Annotated in this window: 19 protein-coding genes and 1 pseudogene; all 20 read right to left on the bottom strand. The window is 51.8% G+C overall.

The window, feature by feature from the left end; all coding sequences use genetic code 11:
- Window positions 1-100: 100 nt before the first annotated feature.
- The 20 genes and pseudogenes from E0E20_RS13375 to E0E20_RS13290 all read right to left on the bottom strand — a co-directional run bounded on the left by E0E20_RS13375 (window position 101) and on the right by E0E20_RS13290 (window position 16,048).
- On the bottom strand, window positions 101-442 hold the full coding sequence (locus tag E0E20_RS13375; protein ID WP_130838674.1) for a PrgI family protein: 342 nt from the start codon (window positions 440-442) through the stop codon (window positions 101-103).
- A gap of 13 nt (window positions 443-455) precedes the next feature.
- Window positions 456-1,292, bottom strand: coding sequence for a hypothetical protein (locus E0E20_RS13370; protein WP_130838673.1), 837 nt, complete (start codon window positions 1,290-1,292; stop codon window positions 456-458).
- Window positions 1,293-1,356: 64 nt separating this feature from the next.
- On the bottom strand, window positions 1,357-1,722 hold the full coding sequence (locus E0E20_RS13365; RefSeq protein WP_130838672.1) for a glutamyl-tRNA amidotransferase: 366 nt from the start codon (window positions 1,720-1,722) through the stop codon (window positions 1,357-1,359).
- On the bottom strand, window positions 1,694-3,523 hold the full coding sequence (locus E0E20_RS13360) for a VirD4-like conjugal transfer protein, CD1115 family (RefSeq protein ID WP_130838671.1): 1,830 nt from the start codon (window positions 3,521-3,523) through the stop codon (window positions 1,694-1,696). Before E0E20_RS13360 ends, E0E20_RS13365 begins: the two co-directional genes overlap by 29 nt.
- Window positions 3,510-3,701, bottom strand: a complete 192-nt coding sequence (locus tag E0E20_RS13355) for a hypothetical protein (RefSeq protein ID WP_130838670.1) — start codon at window positions 3,699-3,701, stop codon at window positions 3,510-3,512. Before E0E20_RS13355 ends, E0E20_RS13360 begins: the two co-directional genes overlap by 14 nt.
- A 2-nt stretch (window positions 3,702-3,703) precedes the next feature.
- Window positions 3,704-4,597: a hypothetical protein gene (locus E0E20_RS13350; RefSeq protein WP_130838669.1), complete on the bottom strand. Its 894-nt coding sequence runs from the start codon at window positions 4,595-4,597 to the stop codon at window positions 3,704-3,706.
- A 6-nt stretch (window positions 4,598-4,603) separates the two neighbouring features.
- Entirely contained in the window at window positions 4,604-5,404 is an 801-nt protein-coding gene (locus E0E20_RS13345) for a PcfB family protein (RefSeq protein WP_130838668.1), read from the bottom strand.
- The gene (locus E0E20_RS13340; protein WP_130838667.1) at window positions 5,379-6,776 is read right to left on the bottom strand and encodes a relaxase/mobilization nuclease domain-containing protein; all 1,398 of its coding nucleotides are present in this window, start codon (window positions 6,774-6,776) and stop codon (window positions 5,379-5,381) included. The genes E0E20_RS13345 and E0E20_RS13340 overlap by 26 nt, the downstream gene beginning before the upstream one ends.
- Window position 6,777: 1 nt before the next feature.
- Window positions 6,778-7,011, bottom strand: a complete 234-nt coding sequence (mobC, locus tag E0E20_RS13335; protein WP_330508998.1) for a plasmid mobilization relaxosome protein MobC — start codon at window positions 7,009-7,011, stop codon at window positions 6,778-6,780.
- A gap of 58 nt (window positions 7,012-7,069) precedes the next feature.
- Window positions 7,070-7,135, bottom strand: a pseudogene (locus E0E20_RS14860) (plasmid mobilization relaxosome protein MobC); the annotation flags it as partial.
- On the bottom strand, window positions 7,132-8,094 hold the full coding sequence (locus E0E20_RS13330; RefSeq protein ID WP_130838666.1) for a DUF5688 family protein: 963 nt from the start codon (window positions 8,092-8,094) through the stop codon (window positions 7,132-7,134). The gene E0E20_RS13330 and the pseudogene E0E20_RS14860, both read right to left, overlap by 4 nt.
- Window positions 8,095-8,442: 348 nt before the next feature.
- Complete coding sequence (locus E0E20_RS13325) at window positions 8,443-8,931, bottom strand: JAB domain-containing protein (RefSeq protein WP_130838665.1); 489 nt, start codon at window positions 8,929-8,931, stop codon at window positions 8,443-8,445.
- Window positions 8,909-9,052, bottom strand: a complete 144-nt coding sequence (locus E0E20_RS13975; protein ID WP_165444113.1) for an uL15m family ribosomal protein — start codon at window positions 9,050-9,052, stop codon at window positions 8,909-8,911. The genes E0E20_RS13325 and E0E20_RS13975 overlap by 23 nt, the downstream gene beginning before the upstream one ends.
- On the bottom strand, window positions 9,049-10,005 hold the full coding sequence (locus E0E20_RS13320) for a DUF3991 and TOPRIM domain-containing protein (RefSeq protein ID WP_130838664.1): 957 nt from the start codon (window positions 10,003-10,005) through the stop codon (window positions 9,049-9,051). Before E0E20_RS13320 ends, E0E20_RS13975 begins: the two co-directional genes overlap by 4 nt.
- Window positions 10,006-10,013: 8 nt before the next feature.
- Window positions 10,014-10,352 carry a DUF3848 domain-containing protein gene (locus E0E20_RS13315; RefSeq protein WP_130838663.1) on the bottom strand — a complete coding sequence of 113 codons (339 nt, stop codon included), beginning with the start codon at window positions 10,350-10,352 and terminating at the stop codon, window positions 10,014-10,016.
- Between the two features lie 278 nt (window positions 10,353-10,630).
- Complete coding sequence (locus tag E0E20_RS13310; protein WP_130838662.1) at window positions 10,631-11,515, bottom strand: acyl-CoA thioester hydrolase/BAAT C-terminal domain-containing protein; 885 nt, start codon at window positions 11,513-11,515, stop codon at window positions 10,631-10,633.
- 29 nt (window positions 11,516-11,544) lie between these two features.
- Window positions 11,545-12,207 (bottom strand): ATP-binding protein, encoded by a 663-nt coding sequence (locus E0E20_RS13305; protein WP_130838675.1) that lies wholly within the window; start codon window positions 12,205-12,207, stop codon window positions 11,545-11,547.
- 55 nt (window positions 12,208-12,262) lie between these two features.
- Window positions 12,263-13,234 carry a nucleotidyl transferase AbiEii/AbiGii toxin family protein gene (locus E0E20_RS13300; RefSeq protein ID WP_130838661.1) on the bottom strand — a complete coding sequence of 324 codons (972 nt, stop codon included), beginning with the start codon at window positions 13,232-13,234 and terminating at the stop codon, window positions 12,263-12,265.
- The gene (locus E0E20_RS13295) at window positions 13,227-13,979 is read right to left on the bottom strand and encodes a type IV toxin-antitoxin system AbiEi family antitoxin domain-containing protein (RefSeq protein WP_130838660.1); all 753 of its coding nucleotides are present in this window, start codon (window positions 13,977-13,979) and stop codon (window positions 13,227-13,229) included. Before E0E20_RS13295 ends, E0E20_RS13300 begins: the two co-directional genes overlap by 8 nt.
- A 194-nt stretch (window positions 13,980-14,173) precedes the next feature.
- Window positions 14,174-16,048 (bottom strand): helicase-related protein, encoded by a 1,875-nt coding sequence (locus E0E20_RS13290; protein WP_330508997.1) that lies wholly within the window; start codon window positions 16,046-16,048, stop codon window positions 14,174-14,176.
- Window positions 16,049-16,190: the final 142 nt, after the last annotated feature.

The following is a 16,190-nucleotide window of genomic DNA, read 5'->3' as shown; positions in this document are numbered from 1 at the left end:
CAGATGACACAAACAGCGTATTTTCAAGGTATTTTGCACTATCTGTTGAAGGCCAGCAGGTGAATTTATAGAGATCAGGACTGATTTAGCCCGCTTTCTATTAACGTAATTTTTGAGGTTTCAGTGTTAAGAGTTCGTAGTAGATGTTGTTGGCTTCAAAATGGAGCGTTTTCGGCTCCAGAAACTCTGAGCGTATCCAAACGACCAGAAACTGCTCCGCCGTCATGCCGTGGTAGTTTAAGAACCCCAGCAGGGCAAAGGGCACCGCGCCCAGGATACACATCCAGCTGACCGTCTCTACCCCAAAGTGGGGACGGAGCAGGAAATACAAGCCCACGGCGACGCCGATGGCCAGAACTGAAAAAATGAACTGCCGCATGGACAGTCCGAAAAACATGGATTCCGTATAGCTGCGGATCTCCCGGTTGATTTTTACTTCCAATAGGACACCTCCTTTACAGGCCCATCATCTCGCGGACCACCCGGTCCGCCATCTTCACGCAGCCCACCAGGACCAGCATGTTGAAGATCAGCTCGCCCACGTAGCTCCAGACCATTGTGACCGCCGCGGCGTCCGGGTTGACGGCGGGCGGGGATGAGGCAAACAGGGAGAAGATGACGCAGGCCAGTACGATAATGGCACCCTCCAGACAGACGGCGGCATAGCTTTTTAAGAAACTCTTGCCCACGTTCTGCGTTGGTTCCCCGGCAAAGGTGGAGAGCGGAATGGGTGCGATTGCCGTATAAAGATACAACTTAAAAAACCGCCCGTAGACGGTCATGATCATAAGAAACGACAGCACCGTGATGAACAGTCCGCCGATCAGCGTCACCGCCCATAAGGGGATGCTCTCAAAAAAGCCGCAGTCCTCCACAGCGGTCACGATCTCATCCGGCAGCACCGTGCTGTCCGCCGCCCCGATCCCTGCTGAATTCATAATGATAGAAATCATGCCCTGCACGATCTTAAAGAGCGCCATCATCAGCTCCAGCCCGTAGGTCACAACGCCCTTTGCCAGGGCGAAGCGGATAAACAGTTTTAATACAGTTTCCGGGCGCTTGGTCTCCGCAAGGCTTCCGCAGGTACGCATGACCCCGACCACAAAGAACAGCACCAAGAGTGCCAGGCCGATGGCCTGCAGCGCTCCGTGGATGCTTACGATCACGTTCCAGATGGAGCCGCCCTTAAAATTTTCCGGGGACTGGGTGAGCAGCTGCCAGATCTCCGCCAGCTTACTGTTCCATGTCTCCAGTGCGTTCTGCAAATTTTGTACGACCCAGTTATCCGACATTCATTTGGCCTCCTTTCTGCAGGACGGGCGGAGCCACATCCGTGGCCCCGCCCCTCTGCGGGTATCATCCGACGATCAGATTCAGAATCTCCTTGGCAAAGGTAATGACAATGCCCCCCGCCAGGGTCAGAAAACCGTTGGAGCGCTGAGATGGATCATGGGACTGAAAGGACAAACCCACCTGTACAATACCCCAGCCCAAAAGGATCAGGCCTACGGCACGGATCAGGCCGAAGATGAAATCGGACAGGTTGTTGACCACCGTGATCGGGTCGTTTGCGGCCAAGACGGGAAGGGGCGCGGCCAGAAGCAGAGCACCTGCAAGCACTGCCGCGCAGTAGATACGCCAGCCCTTTTTCCCCTTATCTGTCAGGGGCAGACGGCTCTTATTGAGATTCTCCTTACGGTTCTTTTTCTGAAACAGCTTCATTTGTATTTTCCTCCTGTGATAAATAGATGGCTTCCAGTTCCTCATTGGACAGAAGCTCATACATGGTTTCGATATCCTTGCCCGGATCGGTCAGCTCTACGCCTGCCGGGGCAAAGGATATGGTGGCGACAGCGTTTTCCGTGCCGCCGTGGACATAGGGGCTTGCTTTCCCGTCGGTGGTCAGCGCCACGCTTGGATGCTTCAGGATGTCATACTTCTCATCCAGGATGGGCTTTTCCCCCCGGATAAAGAGGATGGCTTTGCTGTTATCCAGCATCCGCACCTCCGCCGCGTCCAGCAGCTCGCGCCCTGTGATCTGGTAGTTGGTGGAATAGTTGCCGCTCCGTCCGGTGCTCTTTCCGTAGGTGTTCGTGTCAATGGTTTCCTTCCCCAAAAGCTCCGCCACATACTTATGGGTGGACTGCTCGTTGCCGCCCAGGTAGAGAAATTCGTCGCAATTCCCCGTGATACTTTCCCATTGCTTCTCAAAGAGCGCCTTCAGCTGCGCCAGGTTCTGCAGGATGATAGATACGGATACCTCACGGGAACGCATGACGGAGAGAATCTTGTCAAAGTCATCCGGTAAGCTCACATTGGCAAACTCATCCATAAGAAAGTGGACATGCACCGGCAGCCGCCCGCCGTACTTGTGGTCAGCCAGGGTGAAGAGCTGCTGAAAGAGCTGGGTGTAGAGAAGCGACACCAGGAAGTTAAAGCTGGTGTCGTTGTCCGGGATCAGCGCAAAGAGCGCCACCTTTTTCTCGCCCAGGGAGGGCAGGTCCAGCTCGTCGGTGGCCGTCAAAGAGGCAATGCTCTCCAGATTGAATTTCTCCAGCCTCGCCGCCAGTGTGATTTGGATGGATTTCAGTGTTTTGGCGCTGCCACTGTGATAGTCCTTGTAATACTTCACCGCGATATGATCCGGATTTCGCATCTCCAGCCGCTCAAAGAGCTCATCCAGCGGAGACTGATAGGAATCGTCGTCCTCCCGCACATCTCCGGCCCGGAGCATCTCCATGACCATGGGGAAGTTCTGCTCATCGGGCGGCGCTTCATGATGCAGATAAAAAATCAGCGCCAGAAGGAGCATGGAAGCCGCCGTGTCCCAAAAGGGGTCCTGGCTCTGGCTGCCCTTTGGGGTCGTGGACTTGAACAGGTTGGTCACAAGGCGCTGCACGTCGTTGTCGTCCCGCAGATACACAAAGGGGTTGTAGCAATGGCTTCGGCTCATGTCCAAAAGGTCCAGCACGCGCACCTCATAGCCTTTTTGTTCCAGCAGATAACCGGTGTCGCGGAGCAGCTCGCCCTTGGGGTCCAGGATCACAAAGGAAGTGTTTGCCTGGCAGAGATTTGGCTTGGCGTAGGCTCTCGTCTTGCCCGCGCCGCTTCCGCCCACGACCATGGTGTTTAAGTTTCTCCGGTGCCGTCTCCCGTCCAGACCGATCTGCACATGCTGGGTCAGTACCTTGTTCTTCTCCGGTTCCTTTGCCTGATATTTCTTATTCACAGCTCTGGCGTCGCCCCACTTGGCCGAGCCGTGTTCCTCGCCCCTGCGGTAATTGCGCCGGGAGGAGAGGTAGACGCCGATCCCAAGCCCGTAAACGAGCAAAAGAATGAGGACCGTTTTTAAGCTGTCCTCACAAAGCTTGATCTGGGCCGGTCGGTTCATGACCTCGGTAAAACGGGAGATCATGGCGGGAAGGCCGCCGGAGGCGGCCGGGGCCATGGCAAGCCCCAGCCACACAACCGGCAGCACCCCGAAAAGGCAAAGGATGAGGGAGGCACGTTTACCTTGCCTCATCCGTCCGGCTCCTGACCTTTTTGACCGGGGCGTCAATGGCTTTTAAGAGCACCTCGTCGATGAGGTCCGTGGGGCGGTCCTCACCGATCATGTCATTTCGCATATCATTGAGCGCATGGATGACCACGCCGCGTTCATAGTGGTCCAGCTCCAAAACATGTTTTTCTTCTCTTGCCATACTCATCGCTCCTGTTCCTTGTTTTTCGGTGTCTTATTCTGCTCCAATGCCCGATGCATCCGTCCGGTGATCTCCTTTGCCGTATCGCAGATGATAGAAAGCTCCGCGCGGATGTCTTTGGAGTCCGCCTCACGGAACCGCTCCGGCATCCGGTTGAAATCATAGCCTGACACGTCGATCCCGTACCGCCTGCACACTACGTAGGAGACGCTGTAGGCGGCAAAGGCCGCATCCTTTCGATTGTAGTCCGGCGTGGTGTAGGCCAGCTCCGCATGGGCAAGCTCCTTGGAGAGACTGCGGAAGATGTCGCCTGCCTCCATGCCGCGGCGGACGAAGATCACATCCTGCTCGCGGTCATAGAGCGCGCCCATGCTACTCGGCAGCTCGTCCACGCCCTGGATCTGCACCGGAGCACGGTGGATCAGGGCCGCAATCAGCTGGCGGTCATCCCGAACCGGGTTCGGGCGCTGCCGGGGCTTTGCCGTGGTCTGGGCGATATCAAAGACGTGCTTGACGTTGAAGCCGGTGCCGACACTTCCGTCTGCACGCTCGTAACTCCCTCCCGGCTCTAAAATCTTGATATGGGTCTCCTCCTTGCGGATGGAAGCGCCCGCCTCCTTCCAGGCGTCAAAGTCCCGAAGCTGGGTTGCCATGGGCTTCTGCGCCAGTACCAGCAGGGTGTTGGTGGCAGTGTAGTGGATCAGGCGGGCTTTCACGTCCAGGAACGCCTTATAGTGTTCGCCGTCCGTGCTGACCTCTTTTGTGGTCTTATCCGCCAGGGCGTAGACCTCATCCCGTTCCGCCTGCTTCTTTTCAGCCCAGGCATCCTTGTCAAAGGCCCTGTTATCGAATGTTTCCTGGCCTCTGGCCTCAAACAGATCATCAAAGTTGCTCATAATCATTTACCTCGCTTTCGATTTATTCTTTTTCTTTCGTTGTGGTTGTTTGTGTTCGGTCACTTTCGGGGTGCCTGCCTTCGGGGATCGATCCGGCTCTTTTCTGACTGCCTCTTCTTTCTTTTCCTGGCGGCTGGCCTTGATCTCCCGCAGCTCCTCGCGAACGGAAGGGCGGTCCTCTGCCTTTTTAGAAGTACCCTCGGCGGTTCCTGGCAGCTTCCTTGAGGTAGGCGCGGACGGAGGGGATTTTTCCGTCCTCGCCGCCAAGGGGTTTGGGGATTCTCGTTCCTCCTTCCTTGTGGGTTTTCCCATGAGGTCATCCACCACACGGTTCTCGGCGGCCTTCTCCGGCTTTGCCTGTTCCGGCGCTGCCGGAGTTTTTTCCTTGCGGGACTGTTCCACTTCGTGTTTGATGGAAGCGGCATCCACCGTCGCCATCTTGAAGCGCTCCACGATCCGGTTGATCTTGGAAGCGTCCTCGGCCCGGCACATGATGTCCACCAGACCGTCCGGTGCCGGTTCCTTTCCCTTTAAGGCGCAGTAGACCACGCCGTATCGCCGGGCTTCCCTGGTAAACTGCTTTAAGTGCTCCTCCCCGACAGAGAACACCTTGAGCTCCTTGCCGGATTTCAGCATGGCGGTGAGCCGCTGGTGTCCGGCGATCTTGTTTTTGTCTCGGTTTTTCAGGATGGTATAGAGGGCGGCGGCAATGTTCTTTGCCGCCGAACCGGTCAGCTTTAATACCACCTCCGTACCCTCCAGGCTGAGCCTTACAACTTGTTCAGCCGCGTCTCCAGAACTGTTCATCGCGTTTTTTCTCCTTTCTGCGTGTCTTTTCTTCTTCCTCGATGGTGTATAGTTTCTCGCTCATCACATCGGAGCGGACGGCAATGTCCTCACATAGGCACACCTCCTTTCTGAGCCCTTTCAGCTCTGTCGTAAGCGCGGCGATCCGGTCCCTGACCTGGGAGCGCGCAGCTTCATCCGCTTTCACAGCGACAGTACGCTGCTTTTTATAAAGAGCTTTTCGCTCATCGGTCACGGCCTTGATCCGTGTTACGACCGATTCTTTGTATGAAGAAAGCTGCCCGACGGTATCGATCTGATGCCGTGCGAGCAGCCTTGCTTCTTCCGATAGGATGTCCATTTTGATAAGATCCTCCCGGAGCAGGAAATGGAGACGTTTGTTCTCATCTTTTGGCTTGTTTTCCGGAAAGACGCCCAACAGATAACAGTAGTGGTAATAGAGGGCGCGAAAGCCCCTGGCTTTTGGTTTCGGGAAGTAGCTGTTCTTTTCTTCCTGCCCATGCTTTCCGGCCGGGCGGTCCTGCCGCAGGATCTGCTCCCGGATACCCTCCGGGGAATACCGCTCTCCGAAGTTGCGGGAAAGACGAACAAACCGTTCTTTGCCGGGAGGCCGGACGGAAATGTCCTTGCCTACCTTGATCTCATACCCTTTCTTTTTGAGCGCCTCGTAAAACTGCCGCTCCGTCATGGACTGTCGGATGGCCTCGTCCACGTCAGAGCGCACCAGCCCCCGCCAGGTGGGACGATGCTCCTGCTCCGCCCGCCATTCGCCGTAGTGTTTGGATTTCCCCGGCTTCGGGTTCTCGATCACGGACAGGCCGTATTCCCGGCACAGCGCGTCCGATACACGGCGCATGTCGTAGTAGTCTTTCTCTGTGCGGTGAAACCTGATCCCGTCCACAAAGGAAACCGTGTTGATCACAAAATGACTGTGCAGATGGTTTTCCTTATCCAGATGGGTAGCGATCAGCACCTGATATTTCTCGCCCCAAAGCTGTCTTGCCAGCCTGAGGGCAATCTCGTGGGCGATCTTTGGCGTTGCTTCACCGGGAGCAAAGCTCTGATAGCCGTGGTAGGCCACCGTGCCGTCCTCCTTGCCGAAGCGGCGCTTTACCGCCAGCATTTCTTCCCGTGCAGTGGCGGGCAGACAGTTGACACCGGAGACAAAGTTTTGCAGGAGTATTCCATCCTCCTTTTGCGTTTTCTCCTGGTTGGCGGCATACGCGATCACATCCGATAAACCCTGTACCTGCGTGTCGCTCATACCGGGCTTTTCAAAGAAGTTCGGATTTTTCGTTTTATCCGGGTTTTCGATATAAATCACCACCTTGCCGAGCCACCCGTTCACCCTCCAGAGAGAGGTGGTCGCCATGTCACACCTCGCTTTGCGGGGAACCCGTGGTTTTCAGCGGCCCCGGCAGGATGACCGCCTCCGTGATCTTCCTGACCGCCTCCTCCAGCTTCCGGGCCTCGGTATCATAGCGCTGCGCGTCGATCACGCCCAGAGCATGGGCTTTCTGTGCGATCTGATTCAGGTTCCGTCCGATCCCGTAGAGCTCCCGCATCATGGAATAATAATCCGGGGGGCGGTGCCTCCTTCGGGGCAAAGCCTGCCACCAGATGCCGCAGGTAGGCCTCACGGGTCAGGCCGCAGCGCTTCACCTTCTTATCCAGCAGCTCCGCCTCCTTTTTGCTTAGGCGAAACAGGATAGGGACATTTCGTTTTCTCATCGCGTCACCTCCTTTACGTCTTTCTGCTTCACGGATTCCGGAACCTGCCGGATCTTTCCGGCTTCGCGGTCGTACTCGTAAACCCGGTCGGACAGCTGGTCCTCCTTTGCCACCTCGGAGCGGTTGATGGCCCGCACCATCTCGCCCAGTTCCCTGGGACTGATCTCCAAAGACTTCGGAATCACCAGCAGCTCATGGACAGAGGACGGGAGAATATAGAAGCCTTCCGGGAAAAGCTGATCTACCTTTTCCAGCACCCCCGGATAGGAGAGGACCGCCGCGCCTTTGACCTTGCTCTGATTGGAGAGGACATATAATCCGGGCTCTGGTGTCTGGAAATTTTCCGCATCCAGCAGGTTGTTTGTTTTGTTTCCGTCCGTTTCAAGCAGGGATAAGACCTCCTCCATCTTTTGAAGAACTGCCGGTTCTGTCTTTATCGCATTCCTTTCGGCCTGTTCAAACAGGACATCCGTATCCACCTCCCACTGCTTGGCCAGTTCGTGATTGACCTTGATGCTCCCGGTTCCTTCTTCCATCGGGAATCTCAGTCCCAGGATCAGCGCCAGATCCTCCATCTGACGGTACGGCATCTGGGAAAGCATCTGCCGGTTGTCTTTGCCATTTACCAGCGTCACGGAAAGATAGTTCTTGACGCTTTCATAGTCTCCATAGTCCATCGGATCAACATGCTGCATCTGCTCTCTGGAGCGGAACACGGTTTCTGCGATCTCCCGCATCAGTTCATCCATCGGCCTGCCGTTTGCTGCGGCCTTATGGTAGGGCTCCATGTAGATCACAGGGCTGATGTTACTCCCCTGTTCATGGAAACTGATCCCGACACGACTTACGTTGTTGTTTTTCCTAGTCTCAACGACACGGCACTGCATCTGCCGATCTTCCGGAAAATACTTCACGATTCCGGCAGCGACTTCATCCGCAAACATCCTTGTCTCGTTCATTTCTTCTGCGCTCCTTTCTGTGTCTTTACGATCTGCTTCTGATAGGCAAGCAGACGCTTTATCTGCTGTTCCTCATGCGTCCTGTCTTTTGCTGCAATTTCCATCTTCATTGCTTCGCTCCTTTCAGAAAATAACTGTGTTTTAATGGATATTTATCCGGGGTTTCAGGGGGCTGCCCCTGACAAGTAGCCGCAGATTGCCCGATGTGGCAATCCAAAGGCGATGCTTGCTGATAGTTATCAGTTATCAGGAACCCCCTGTGTGGTGGATGATTGATTACCAGCCGAAAAGAAAGATCACATTCCGCTTCACCCCCCTCTTGCGGCACAGTCCCAAAACCATATGGCCTTACCTTTCCCATCCCTTCGCCGCCTTCGTTTTTGGAAACATTCCTTCACTCTTAAAACTGAACAGTTCACCCGTCTCACCTGCTACGATGATGTGATCCAGCATCCGGATGTCCATCATCCTGGCGCAATCTGCCAGTCTTTCTGTGATAGCGATGTCCTCCTTACTTGGAGCGTTCGATCCCGACGGATGATTGTGAATGGCGATAAACGCCGCCGCATTGGAGAGGATGCAGCTTTTGAAGACCTCTCTTGGACTTACAAGGGAAGCGTCCAGCGTTCCCACACTGCAGATGTTCAGATTGATCGGTTTGCCGTTGGTTTTCAGATTCAAAACGGCAAAAACCTCCCGGTCATAGCCTTTGAGTTCATCGGCCACCACACGAAGCGCATCATCCGGAGAGGAAACCGGTTCATCGCCATAAAAGGACGGCTCCCTGACGAGACGGATATTCACCACCTTGATTTCATTCTCCTTTTTTCTTGGCATCTTTTCTGTCCTCCATCGTTACCGAAAGGACCGTATCTTCCGGAAGATTGTCGATCATCTCTTTCAATTGCGCCATATTCACTGTGACTGTTGCATTTGCTTCTCTTTCTTTTTCCTTCATCGTTCTTCGCTCCTTTCTGGATTCTGATTTTTTGTGATCCTTTTCCGGATACAGAGGAAGTCGTTGTAATCCTTTCCTCTTGGTGGCAGGCTGCATACGACTTCATATTTTCCGGACAGCATCTCCATCAAAGCCCTGGATGCCAGCCGCCCGGTAAAATCGTTGTCCAAACGGAGAACGACCTTTTGGATATCCGGATAACTTCCCAGATACTCCCTGAGTGCCAATGGAAAAGAGCTCTCCTGCAGTTCTTTTCGTGGCCGGTACACCCCGGCAAGGGAAAGCAAATGATCCGCCTGCCAGTCCACGCCCTTCATCTTTTGAATCGTGGCAAAGGAAAGCAGGTCAATGGCGCTCTCAAAGAGGTGCAGCGTGTCACTTTTGTCTTTGGCCGGAATGGTGAACGAAAACCGCTTATCACTCCCGGCCGCTTCTCCCTTGAAGTCCGAACAGGTTCCCCGCAAGCAGGCATATCGAGACTTTCCGTATTGGTCCAAGCCGATAAAGACGGCGTTATGGTAGGGGAGGCTCTCGTAAAGAAGTCCAGTCTGAAGACAGTAATCGATCAGTTCCCGGTCGATTCCACGCCCGGTCAGATACCGGATCACCCGGTCCGCGGATGGGCTTGCCTCCGGAAGCAGCAGCGTCTTTTGTTTCTTTTTCGGGGCAGCAAAAACGGGCGGCACAGTTGCCGCCCGACCCGTAATCCTTTCCACCGCATCCAAAAAAGGCATGTCTTTCACCTTGATCAGATAATCTAATGCAGAGCGCCCTCCGATCCCGCAGGAGAACCAGTACCATTTGCCGTTGGAGATTTTCAGGCTGTCGTGCTCACGGGTGCAGTAGGTATTCCCGCCAAAATGCACCAGCTCCTGCGGTTCATAATTCTGGAGGTAGGTCAGAAGATCCATCCGTTTGGCTTCCTGTACCACCTCCGGCGCAATATAGGGCATTCTTTCACCTACCTTTCTTCCCGTTTGGAACGGATAAAGTCCTGACGGAGGATGGCATTGGCCCTGCTTTCCATCGTTTCCCGGATATCTTCCATGTGTCCGGTTTCCCGCTTTTCCCAGTCCTTGAATACATCCGCCAGCGGAGCAGGGGACTTCAGCAGTGCCTTTGCCTGTCCGCTGGACAGGTCACTGTACTCCAGGGACAGCAGAATGTCCTCCCGCATCACATACTCGTAGGCGTGGTTCAGGATTTCTGCAGGCGGCTGCGAAAGAAGCCAGCTTCGGTATTTCTCCTGCTCGACAAACATCTTTTCGTAGAACCTGGTGCTCAGTTCCTCGTTTGTCATTTGATCTCACCTCCATTGACAATAGAAAAAGCCGGGTGATCTTCGCTGTGAAAATCACTCGGCTATGTAAAAAGGCTGGCTTTCCCTTTGAAAAACCAGCCTGACGATTATGGATTGAGTATGGAGTCTCGGTTTTTTTATTTCTTTTTCTTAGTTTGAAATTACACCGATCCCTACCGCAACAGCTGCACATACCATAATGAACCAGAAATTCGGATGCACTTCATCACCTCCATACCTTTTCCTTTATTCAGAATTTTAATTCGATAAGCTGGAATTTAGCTTTGCCAGTGATTTCGAATAAAGTCGATCACTTTAGAAGTGATATCTTCTCTGTCGACTGCACATTCATTCGGGTGTTTCCGCTCTGTCTTGAAAAGAAGTTTCAACAATCCTTCGTTTCTTCTCATCGGGATAGCAAAGTGACTGATATATTGGTACTTCAGGTTCATTACTTCGTAAGAGAAGTTACGATCCAGCAGATATTCTTCTATATAATCAGCCTGTTGAACGGAAGGCCACACGGTATCTGCCTCCGTTGATATGAGGAGAATAGGACCGCGGATTCTTTCCATGGGAATGATCGCCTCAGATCCAATATCCTTATTTGTGTTGTACTCCAGAATATTAAATTCACGATGAGTGATAAACTGTTTTTTCACATTGAATCGTCTTATTTTATAGGGAACATAGTTCAAACTATTTCTCTGATATGACCAGCAGGAGTCACCAGATGGCCCCTTTTTTCCGATCATGCCTTCACTGATAAAATAAGAAGGGACACGTGCTATGACACAGCTGATCTCTTCAAACATCGATGCCGCAAGCAGGGCATATTCAGATCCTTTGGATATACCATCCACTGCAATCTTTTTATAACCTTGATCTTTCAGCCATCGAATCGCATTTTCAACATACTCCAACGGTACTTGATCCAGAAATTTTCCCGTATCAATTCCTGCGAACAGCGTGACGCCTAAAGCAGATATGCCGCTTTGTCTATAATAATAGGCCATTGTATCACTGGCCGAAGAACCTCCCTCACTACCGGAAAAGGTAATGACGACTTTTTCCTTTTCCATGGCATCATAAAAATGACCTTCAAAACCTTGTTCAGCTATTGTGAGTATACGATCTGCATCTGTATTTTGTTTTTGCCTCATTCAGATTTTACTTCCTTCCAAAAAGAGACTTATTTATCTAAGGGAACCTTTAGATAACGCCTTCTGTTCGTCTCTGCTGTTTTATTCAATAATCCCTTATCCACAAGATCATTCAAAAGTCTTCTCGTCATCGCGCCTTTCAGTCCGATCATATCTGCGATATCATTGCTGCTGTATTCGATTCCGATCTCCATCAACGATAGAATTTGTTTTTGACGCTCAGAGATATCTGCTATATCTGCTACTTGATCTGCTACATCTGCTACTTTATCTGACGGGGTTTCGTTCTCATGCAGCTGCTCATAGTTCAAATTAGGCAATGTTACAAGGAACTGAGACCGGTCTGAATAAAAGATAGGTGCCTTGTCTTGTGAATAGTTAGCCGAAAACTCATAGGCTTCCCGGATCTTGCTCAATCCACTCCCGGAGCGTTCCATATAGCCAAGTCTTGCAAAGATATCGGCAAGGACCGGATTGCGACGGATGGAGGGAACCCCTTTGATGTTACAGTCTTGTATAAGCGTTCCGTCCGGCATTCCGCCGGGTGAGTAAATCTCCATGCGGTCATCGAAGATATCTATATGCACTTCACTGCCATTGATCAGATAGTCCCGAGGAATCAGGGAATTGACCAATGCCTCAAAATAGCTGCGATGCACATATTCCGGCAGTTCCAGCCTTGAATCAAGCAATTTCCCCAAATGGTCTTAGAATTATTCTCAATAAAAAATCCCGCATACAGACTTACTATTTCTTTTTTGATTTATGAATCTTATTCGACTTCCAAATCGCCATCGGATGATTGATGATTCGTTTTACAGTATCCGCATCATCAAAAAGTAGAGCCGGCTGATAAACTCCATTTGCAAAAGCATGTAGGAAGGTTGTTTCCCTTTCTGTAAGCGTAAGCAACTCATGAAGAAAAGCTTTTACTTCCGATTTGATAAGCGCAAGATCAATGCTTTCTCCTTTTCTCAAAACCGGAAGCAGTGTCTGACGAATCTTAGTGAAATTCAATCGGTCAATACTGTCCAAACTGATTTCCTCATGAAAATCCCCAGTACTTCCCACTGCTTTGTAAAATAGAACGCATTTGCGCAACATTGTCATTTCCCCTTTATCAAAGACACGAAACCGAATCATGTTGTAAATATCATACAGATCCCTCGCTGCTGTGCGTTCCAACAATGCCTTGATCTTACTTCCGAACAGTTCGACAGGAGCAAGTGCATTGATCTTTATCCCTGTGTCCAGTACATCTATTTTAACCTCCGTTTGATGAATTGGAAGTATATGACAGCGCATAGAGTAGTTAATCTCAATCTTAATATTATCCCGGTTGCCTCCGGCGTTCTGATAGTAGAACACCCAGGAATCAAGAGCATGTGGATTTTTTCCTTTATCCGCGTTTAACATATAGCCACTGGCATTCATATAACGCAGAATCAGTGCGGTTATTTCTTCTCTTGCGGACAGCATTTCTTCTCTTGAACAATCTCTGTGAAAGTCCAAGTCAATGTCAACAGATAGCCGCGGAAGATCGAATACTGTCAGATTGATCGCAGTTCCCCCTTTTAAGACAAGAGAACTCGACAAAACCGGATGCTCGCTCAGGAATGCCAAAACATCGGTCAGTCGATAGACCTTTTCTAAATTATCCCGGATAAATCCAGTTTCCGCAGCTTTCTGTGCCAGCAATGCCCGATCAAGATTATACAAGTTCATCGCCTCTTTCATTAAACAGATCGCGTGGTGCGTATAATTTCCATTTCGGATAATAAACCATCTTTTCCCCTTCGATCAGATACTTTTTCCGGTTATTGATCTTGCTCTTACATGTGGTTAGAAATGATGGACTCAGATTTAATGTTTCAGAAAAATGTTCCAAAAGAAAACCTGCTTTCTGCCAGAGAAAAATCTGTCCATATGCTTCCAGACAGGAAAGAAGCTGATCTTCCCGCAGACTTGGAATGAGACGTAACGCCTCCAAAAGCTCCTCCAGGCCTCCAGCACGTCCGATATCATAAATACAATCCACAACAGTTCGCTCAATGTCTGTGACGGATACAAGGGGCGTCTGTGCTGGTGTCTGGATACCTTTCTCTATTTTCGGCAGATACCGTTCATAGGTCACGCCATCATATTCAAAGGTAGTAAAGCGCTCCATAGAAGATACAGTAACCGTGTAAAATACCTGATTGGCGACACCGTGATATTCCAGTGCAGAGTGATGGGAAATATATGCGTTCTCATTCACTGCGCTTCCGATCTCAAAACGGCTGGCAAGAGTATTTTTGTTTGCCAGATCAAGTGCCGCATATAGTCCCCTGCGTATGCTTACAATATAACCAGCCTTCTTATAAGACTGCAGCAGACTTTTGGCGGTCATGACATTTCCTGTCAGATGTTCAACAAATGCTAAATCAAACAATTTTTTCTTCTGCATCTGCTCTAAATACTTCATTCCACTGCACCTCCTTTCGTACCCATTTTATCTCATAAATATCGTAAAATCAATCCTTTATAGCTCTATCAGGTACGTTTATTTCTTTTTCAAAGCAGGTTCCCCGATAAAAATGGTAATCTTTCTGTTCTATGTGATTCTTCTATCTCATACTACATGGGTTATGTAAAAGGTAGAAGGCATAGCTTTCTACCTCAACGAGTGAGGGCACATTTCCGGCTTCTGACCGGCCCCGGTTCTTCCTCCGGCGTCTCGTCGATCAGGGAACGGTCTTTCTCATCCATGTTGAGCAGGATGTTCAGTTCCTTCAGCCGCGCCTCTTTTTCTTTCAGCTCGTCCTCCTTTGCAAATGGCGCGTTCATCTCGGTCTTTGCATTTTTCATCTGTTTTTCCGTGTCCGCAAGCTCAGACCGTACCTTTTTCAGCTTCCCGGAAATGCCGTCGATCACGTTGTCGATACAGGTGATGTTGCCGAACACGTCCGCGCCCAGCGCCGTCGTGTGGGAGAGTGTCCCTTTCAGGTGCAGCTGGTACTCGTTTTTTGCGCCGTCATAGGTGATGGAAAGGAAAAAGCCCCGGTACGCACCAATCCTCTCGGCTGTTCCGGATCCTGTCATGGTGGTGCAAATATCTATGATCGCTTTTCCCGCGGCTTCCTTTTCCGCGACCTCTTTTCCCATGAGCGTGATGCCCGCAAATCCCTCTTTCGGTTTGGGGTGAAGCTCTGCCAAATGCGCATCCTGCTCATAGCCGAGAATGCGCTGCTTTAAGCCCCGTATCATCTTCGGATATTTTTTCAGTACCATTTCCTCCAGCGCGTACTTCTGGCTCAGATGGTTGGCTTTCAGCACGTTCAGCTTGCCCACCTCCATGTCCAGGTTGCATTTCTCAATGATCAGCGGATTGCCGGTAGCCAGCGCCTTGATCTCGGAATAAGAAAGGGCGGTCTCGTCAATGTCGTCCGCCACCCGGACAGGTGATTTTGAGGTCATGATCTGCGCGATAAACTTCTGTTTATTTTCCACCAGCTGATAAAGGTAGGCATCAAAGGTTCCCTCGGTGACATAGCGGTAAATGTCCACTTCCTCGTTCTGGTTGCCCTGCCGGACAATGCGTCCCAGCCGCTGAGCCAGGTCAGAAGGCCGCCACGGGCAATCTACGTCATGGAGTGCCACCAGGGGATCCTGCACGTTAGTCCCGGCTCCCATCTTCTGGGTGGAACCCATCAGGATACGCACCTGCCCGGAGCGCATCTTGGCGAACAGTTCTTTTTTCCTGGCTTCGGTGTTGGCGTCATGGATATAGGCGATCTCGTCCTCCGGAACGCCGGCCGCCATCAGCTTGTTCTTCAGGTCGTCATAGACGTTAAAACTGCCGTCCCCCTTCGGAGTGGACAGATCGCAAAAGACCAGCTGTGTCCCGCGCTGCTTAGCAGTCTGCTCCCAGATATGGTAGACGTTCCCAGCGCAGACAGACACCTTTCCCTCCGGATCGTCCGCCGCCAGCGGGTTGATGAGCCGCATGTCCAGCGCCAGCTTCCGCCCGTCGTTGGTGATGCGCAGCATGTTGTCCACCTTGGGATCTACACCGCCCCTGCGGATGTCCTCGGCACGCTCTGCCAGCCCTTTTATCATTTCCTGCTGAAGCTCCGACGGCCTAATAACCTCAGTGTGGAAGTTCGCTTTTGGCACCGGGAGGTTTAACATATCCGCAGTCTGGATGTCCGCCACCAGCTTGAAGGTACTCATCAGTTCCGGAAGATTGTAGAATTTCGCAAAGCGTGTCTTGGCCCGGTAGCCGGAGCCCTCCGGGGATAACTCAATGGCTGTGATGGTCTCGCCAAAGGCCGCCGCCCAGTCGTCAAAGTGAAGCATATCCATTTCCGAAAGCGTCCGATACTGCAAGTACCGCTGGATGGTGTAAAGCTCCACCATGGAGTTAGAAATCGGCGTTCCGGTAGCGAACACGACACCCCGCCCGCCGGTGATCTCGTCCAGGTACTGGCACTTCATGAAAAGGTCGCTGGACTTCTGGGCCTCGGTCTGAGCAATGCCGCCCACGTTGCGCATTTTGGTCGCCAGGAACAATGAACACCATCCGTGCCGCCTGCTACGGTCAGCACGGTAGGTGCTGAGCGATAGGTAATCCTTTGAGGTTATCTCCGGATTTTCCCCCGCCTCACACCGGGCATGCACCTTTCAGCGCACCCGG

The sequence above is a fragment of the Lachnoclostridium sp. Marseille-P6806 genome, assembly GCF_900625025.1.
Classification (GTDB): domain Bacteria; phylum Bacillota; class Clostridia; order Lachnospirales; family Lachnospiraceae; genus CAG-791.
Note: the sequence above shows the minus strand (reverse complement) of the source record. Positions and strands in the feature narration are given on the sequence as shown.

Coding starts and splice junctions, on each gene's coding strand:
- E0E20_RS13370 (WP_130838673.1), bottom strand. CDS start 1,292: ATGTCGGATAACTGGGTCGTACAAAATTTGCAGAACGCACTGGAGACA.
- E0E20_RS13365 (WP_130838672.1), bottom strand. CDS start 1,722: ATGAAGCTGTTTCAGAAAAAGAACCGTAAGGAGAATCTCAATAAGAGC.
- E0E20_RS13360 (WP_130838671.1), bottom strand. CDS start 3,523: ATGAGGCAAGGTAAACGTGCCTCCCTCATCCTTTGCCTTTTCGGGGTG.
- E0E20_RS13355 (WP_130838670.1), bottom strand. CDS start 3,701: ATGGCAAGAGAAGAAAAACATGTTTTGGAGCTGGACCACTATGAACGC.
- E0E20_RS13350 (WP_130838669.1), bottom strand. CDS start 4,597: ATGAGCAACTTTGATGATCTGTTTGAGGCCAGAGGCCAGGAAACATTC.
- E0E20_RS13345 (WP_130838668.1), bottom strand. CDS start 5,404: ATGAACAGTTCTGGAGACGCGGCTGAACAAGTTGTAAGGCTCAGCCTG.
- E0E20_RS13340 (WP_130838667.1), bottom strand. CDS start 6,776: ATGGCGACCACCTCTCTCTGGAGGGTGAACGGGTGGCTCGGCAAGGTG.
- E0E20_RS13330 (WP_130838666.1), bottom strand. CDS start 8,094: ATGAACGAGACAAGGATGTTTGCGGATGAAGTCGCTGCCGGAATCGTG.
- E0E20_RS13325 (WP_130838665.1), bottom strand. CDS start 8,931: ATGCCAAGAAAAAAGGAGAATGAAATCAAGGTGGTGAATATCCGTCTC.
- E0E20_RS13975 (WP_165444113.1), bottom strand. CDS start 9,052: ATGAAGGAAAAAGAAAGAGAAGCAAATGCAACAGTCACAGTGAATATG.
- E0E20_RS13320 (WP_130838664.1), bottom strand. CDS start 10,005: ATGCCCTATATTGCGCCGGAGGTGGTACAGGAAGCCAAACGGATGGAT.
- E0E20_RS13315 (WP_130838663.1), bottom strand. CDS start 10,352: ATGACAAACGAGGAACTGAGCACCAGGTTCTACGAAAAGATGTTTGTC.
- E0E20_RS13310 (WP_130838662.1), bottom strand. CDS start 11,515: ATGAGGCAAAAACAAAATACAGATGCAGATCGTATACTCACAATAGCT.
- E0E20_RS13295 (WP_130838660.1), bottom strand. CDS start 13,979: ATGAAGTATTTAGAGCAGATGCAGAAGAAAAAATTGTTTGATTTAGCA.
- E0E20_RS13290 (WP_330508997.1), bottom strand. CDS start 16,048: ATGCGCAACGTGGGCGGCATTGCTCAGACCGAGGCCCAGAAGTCCAGC.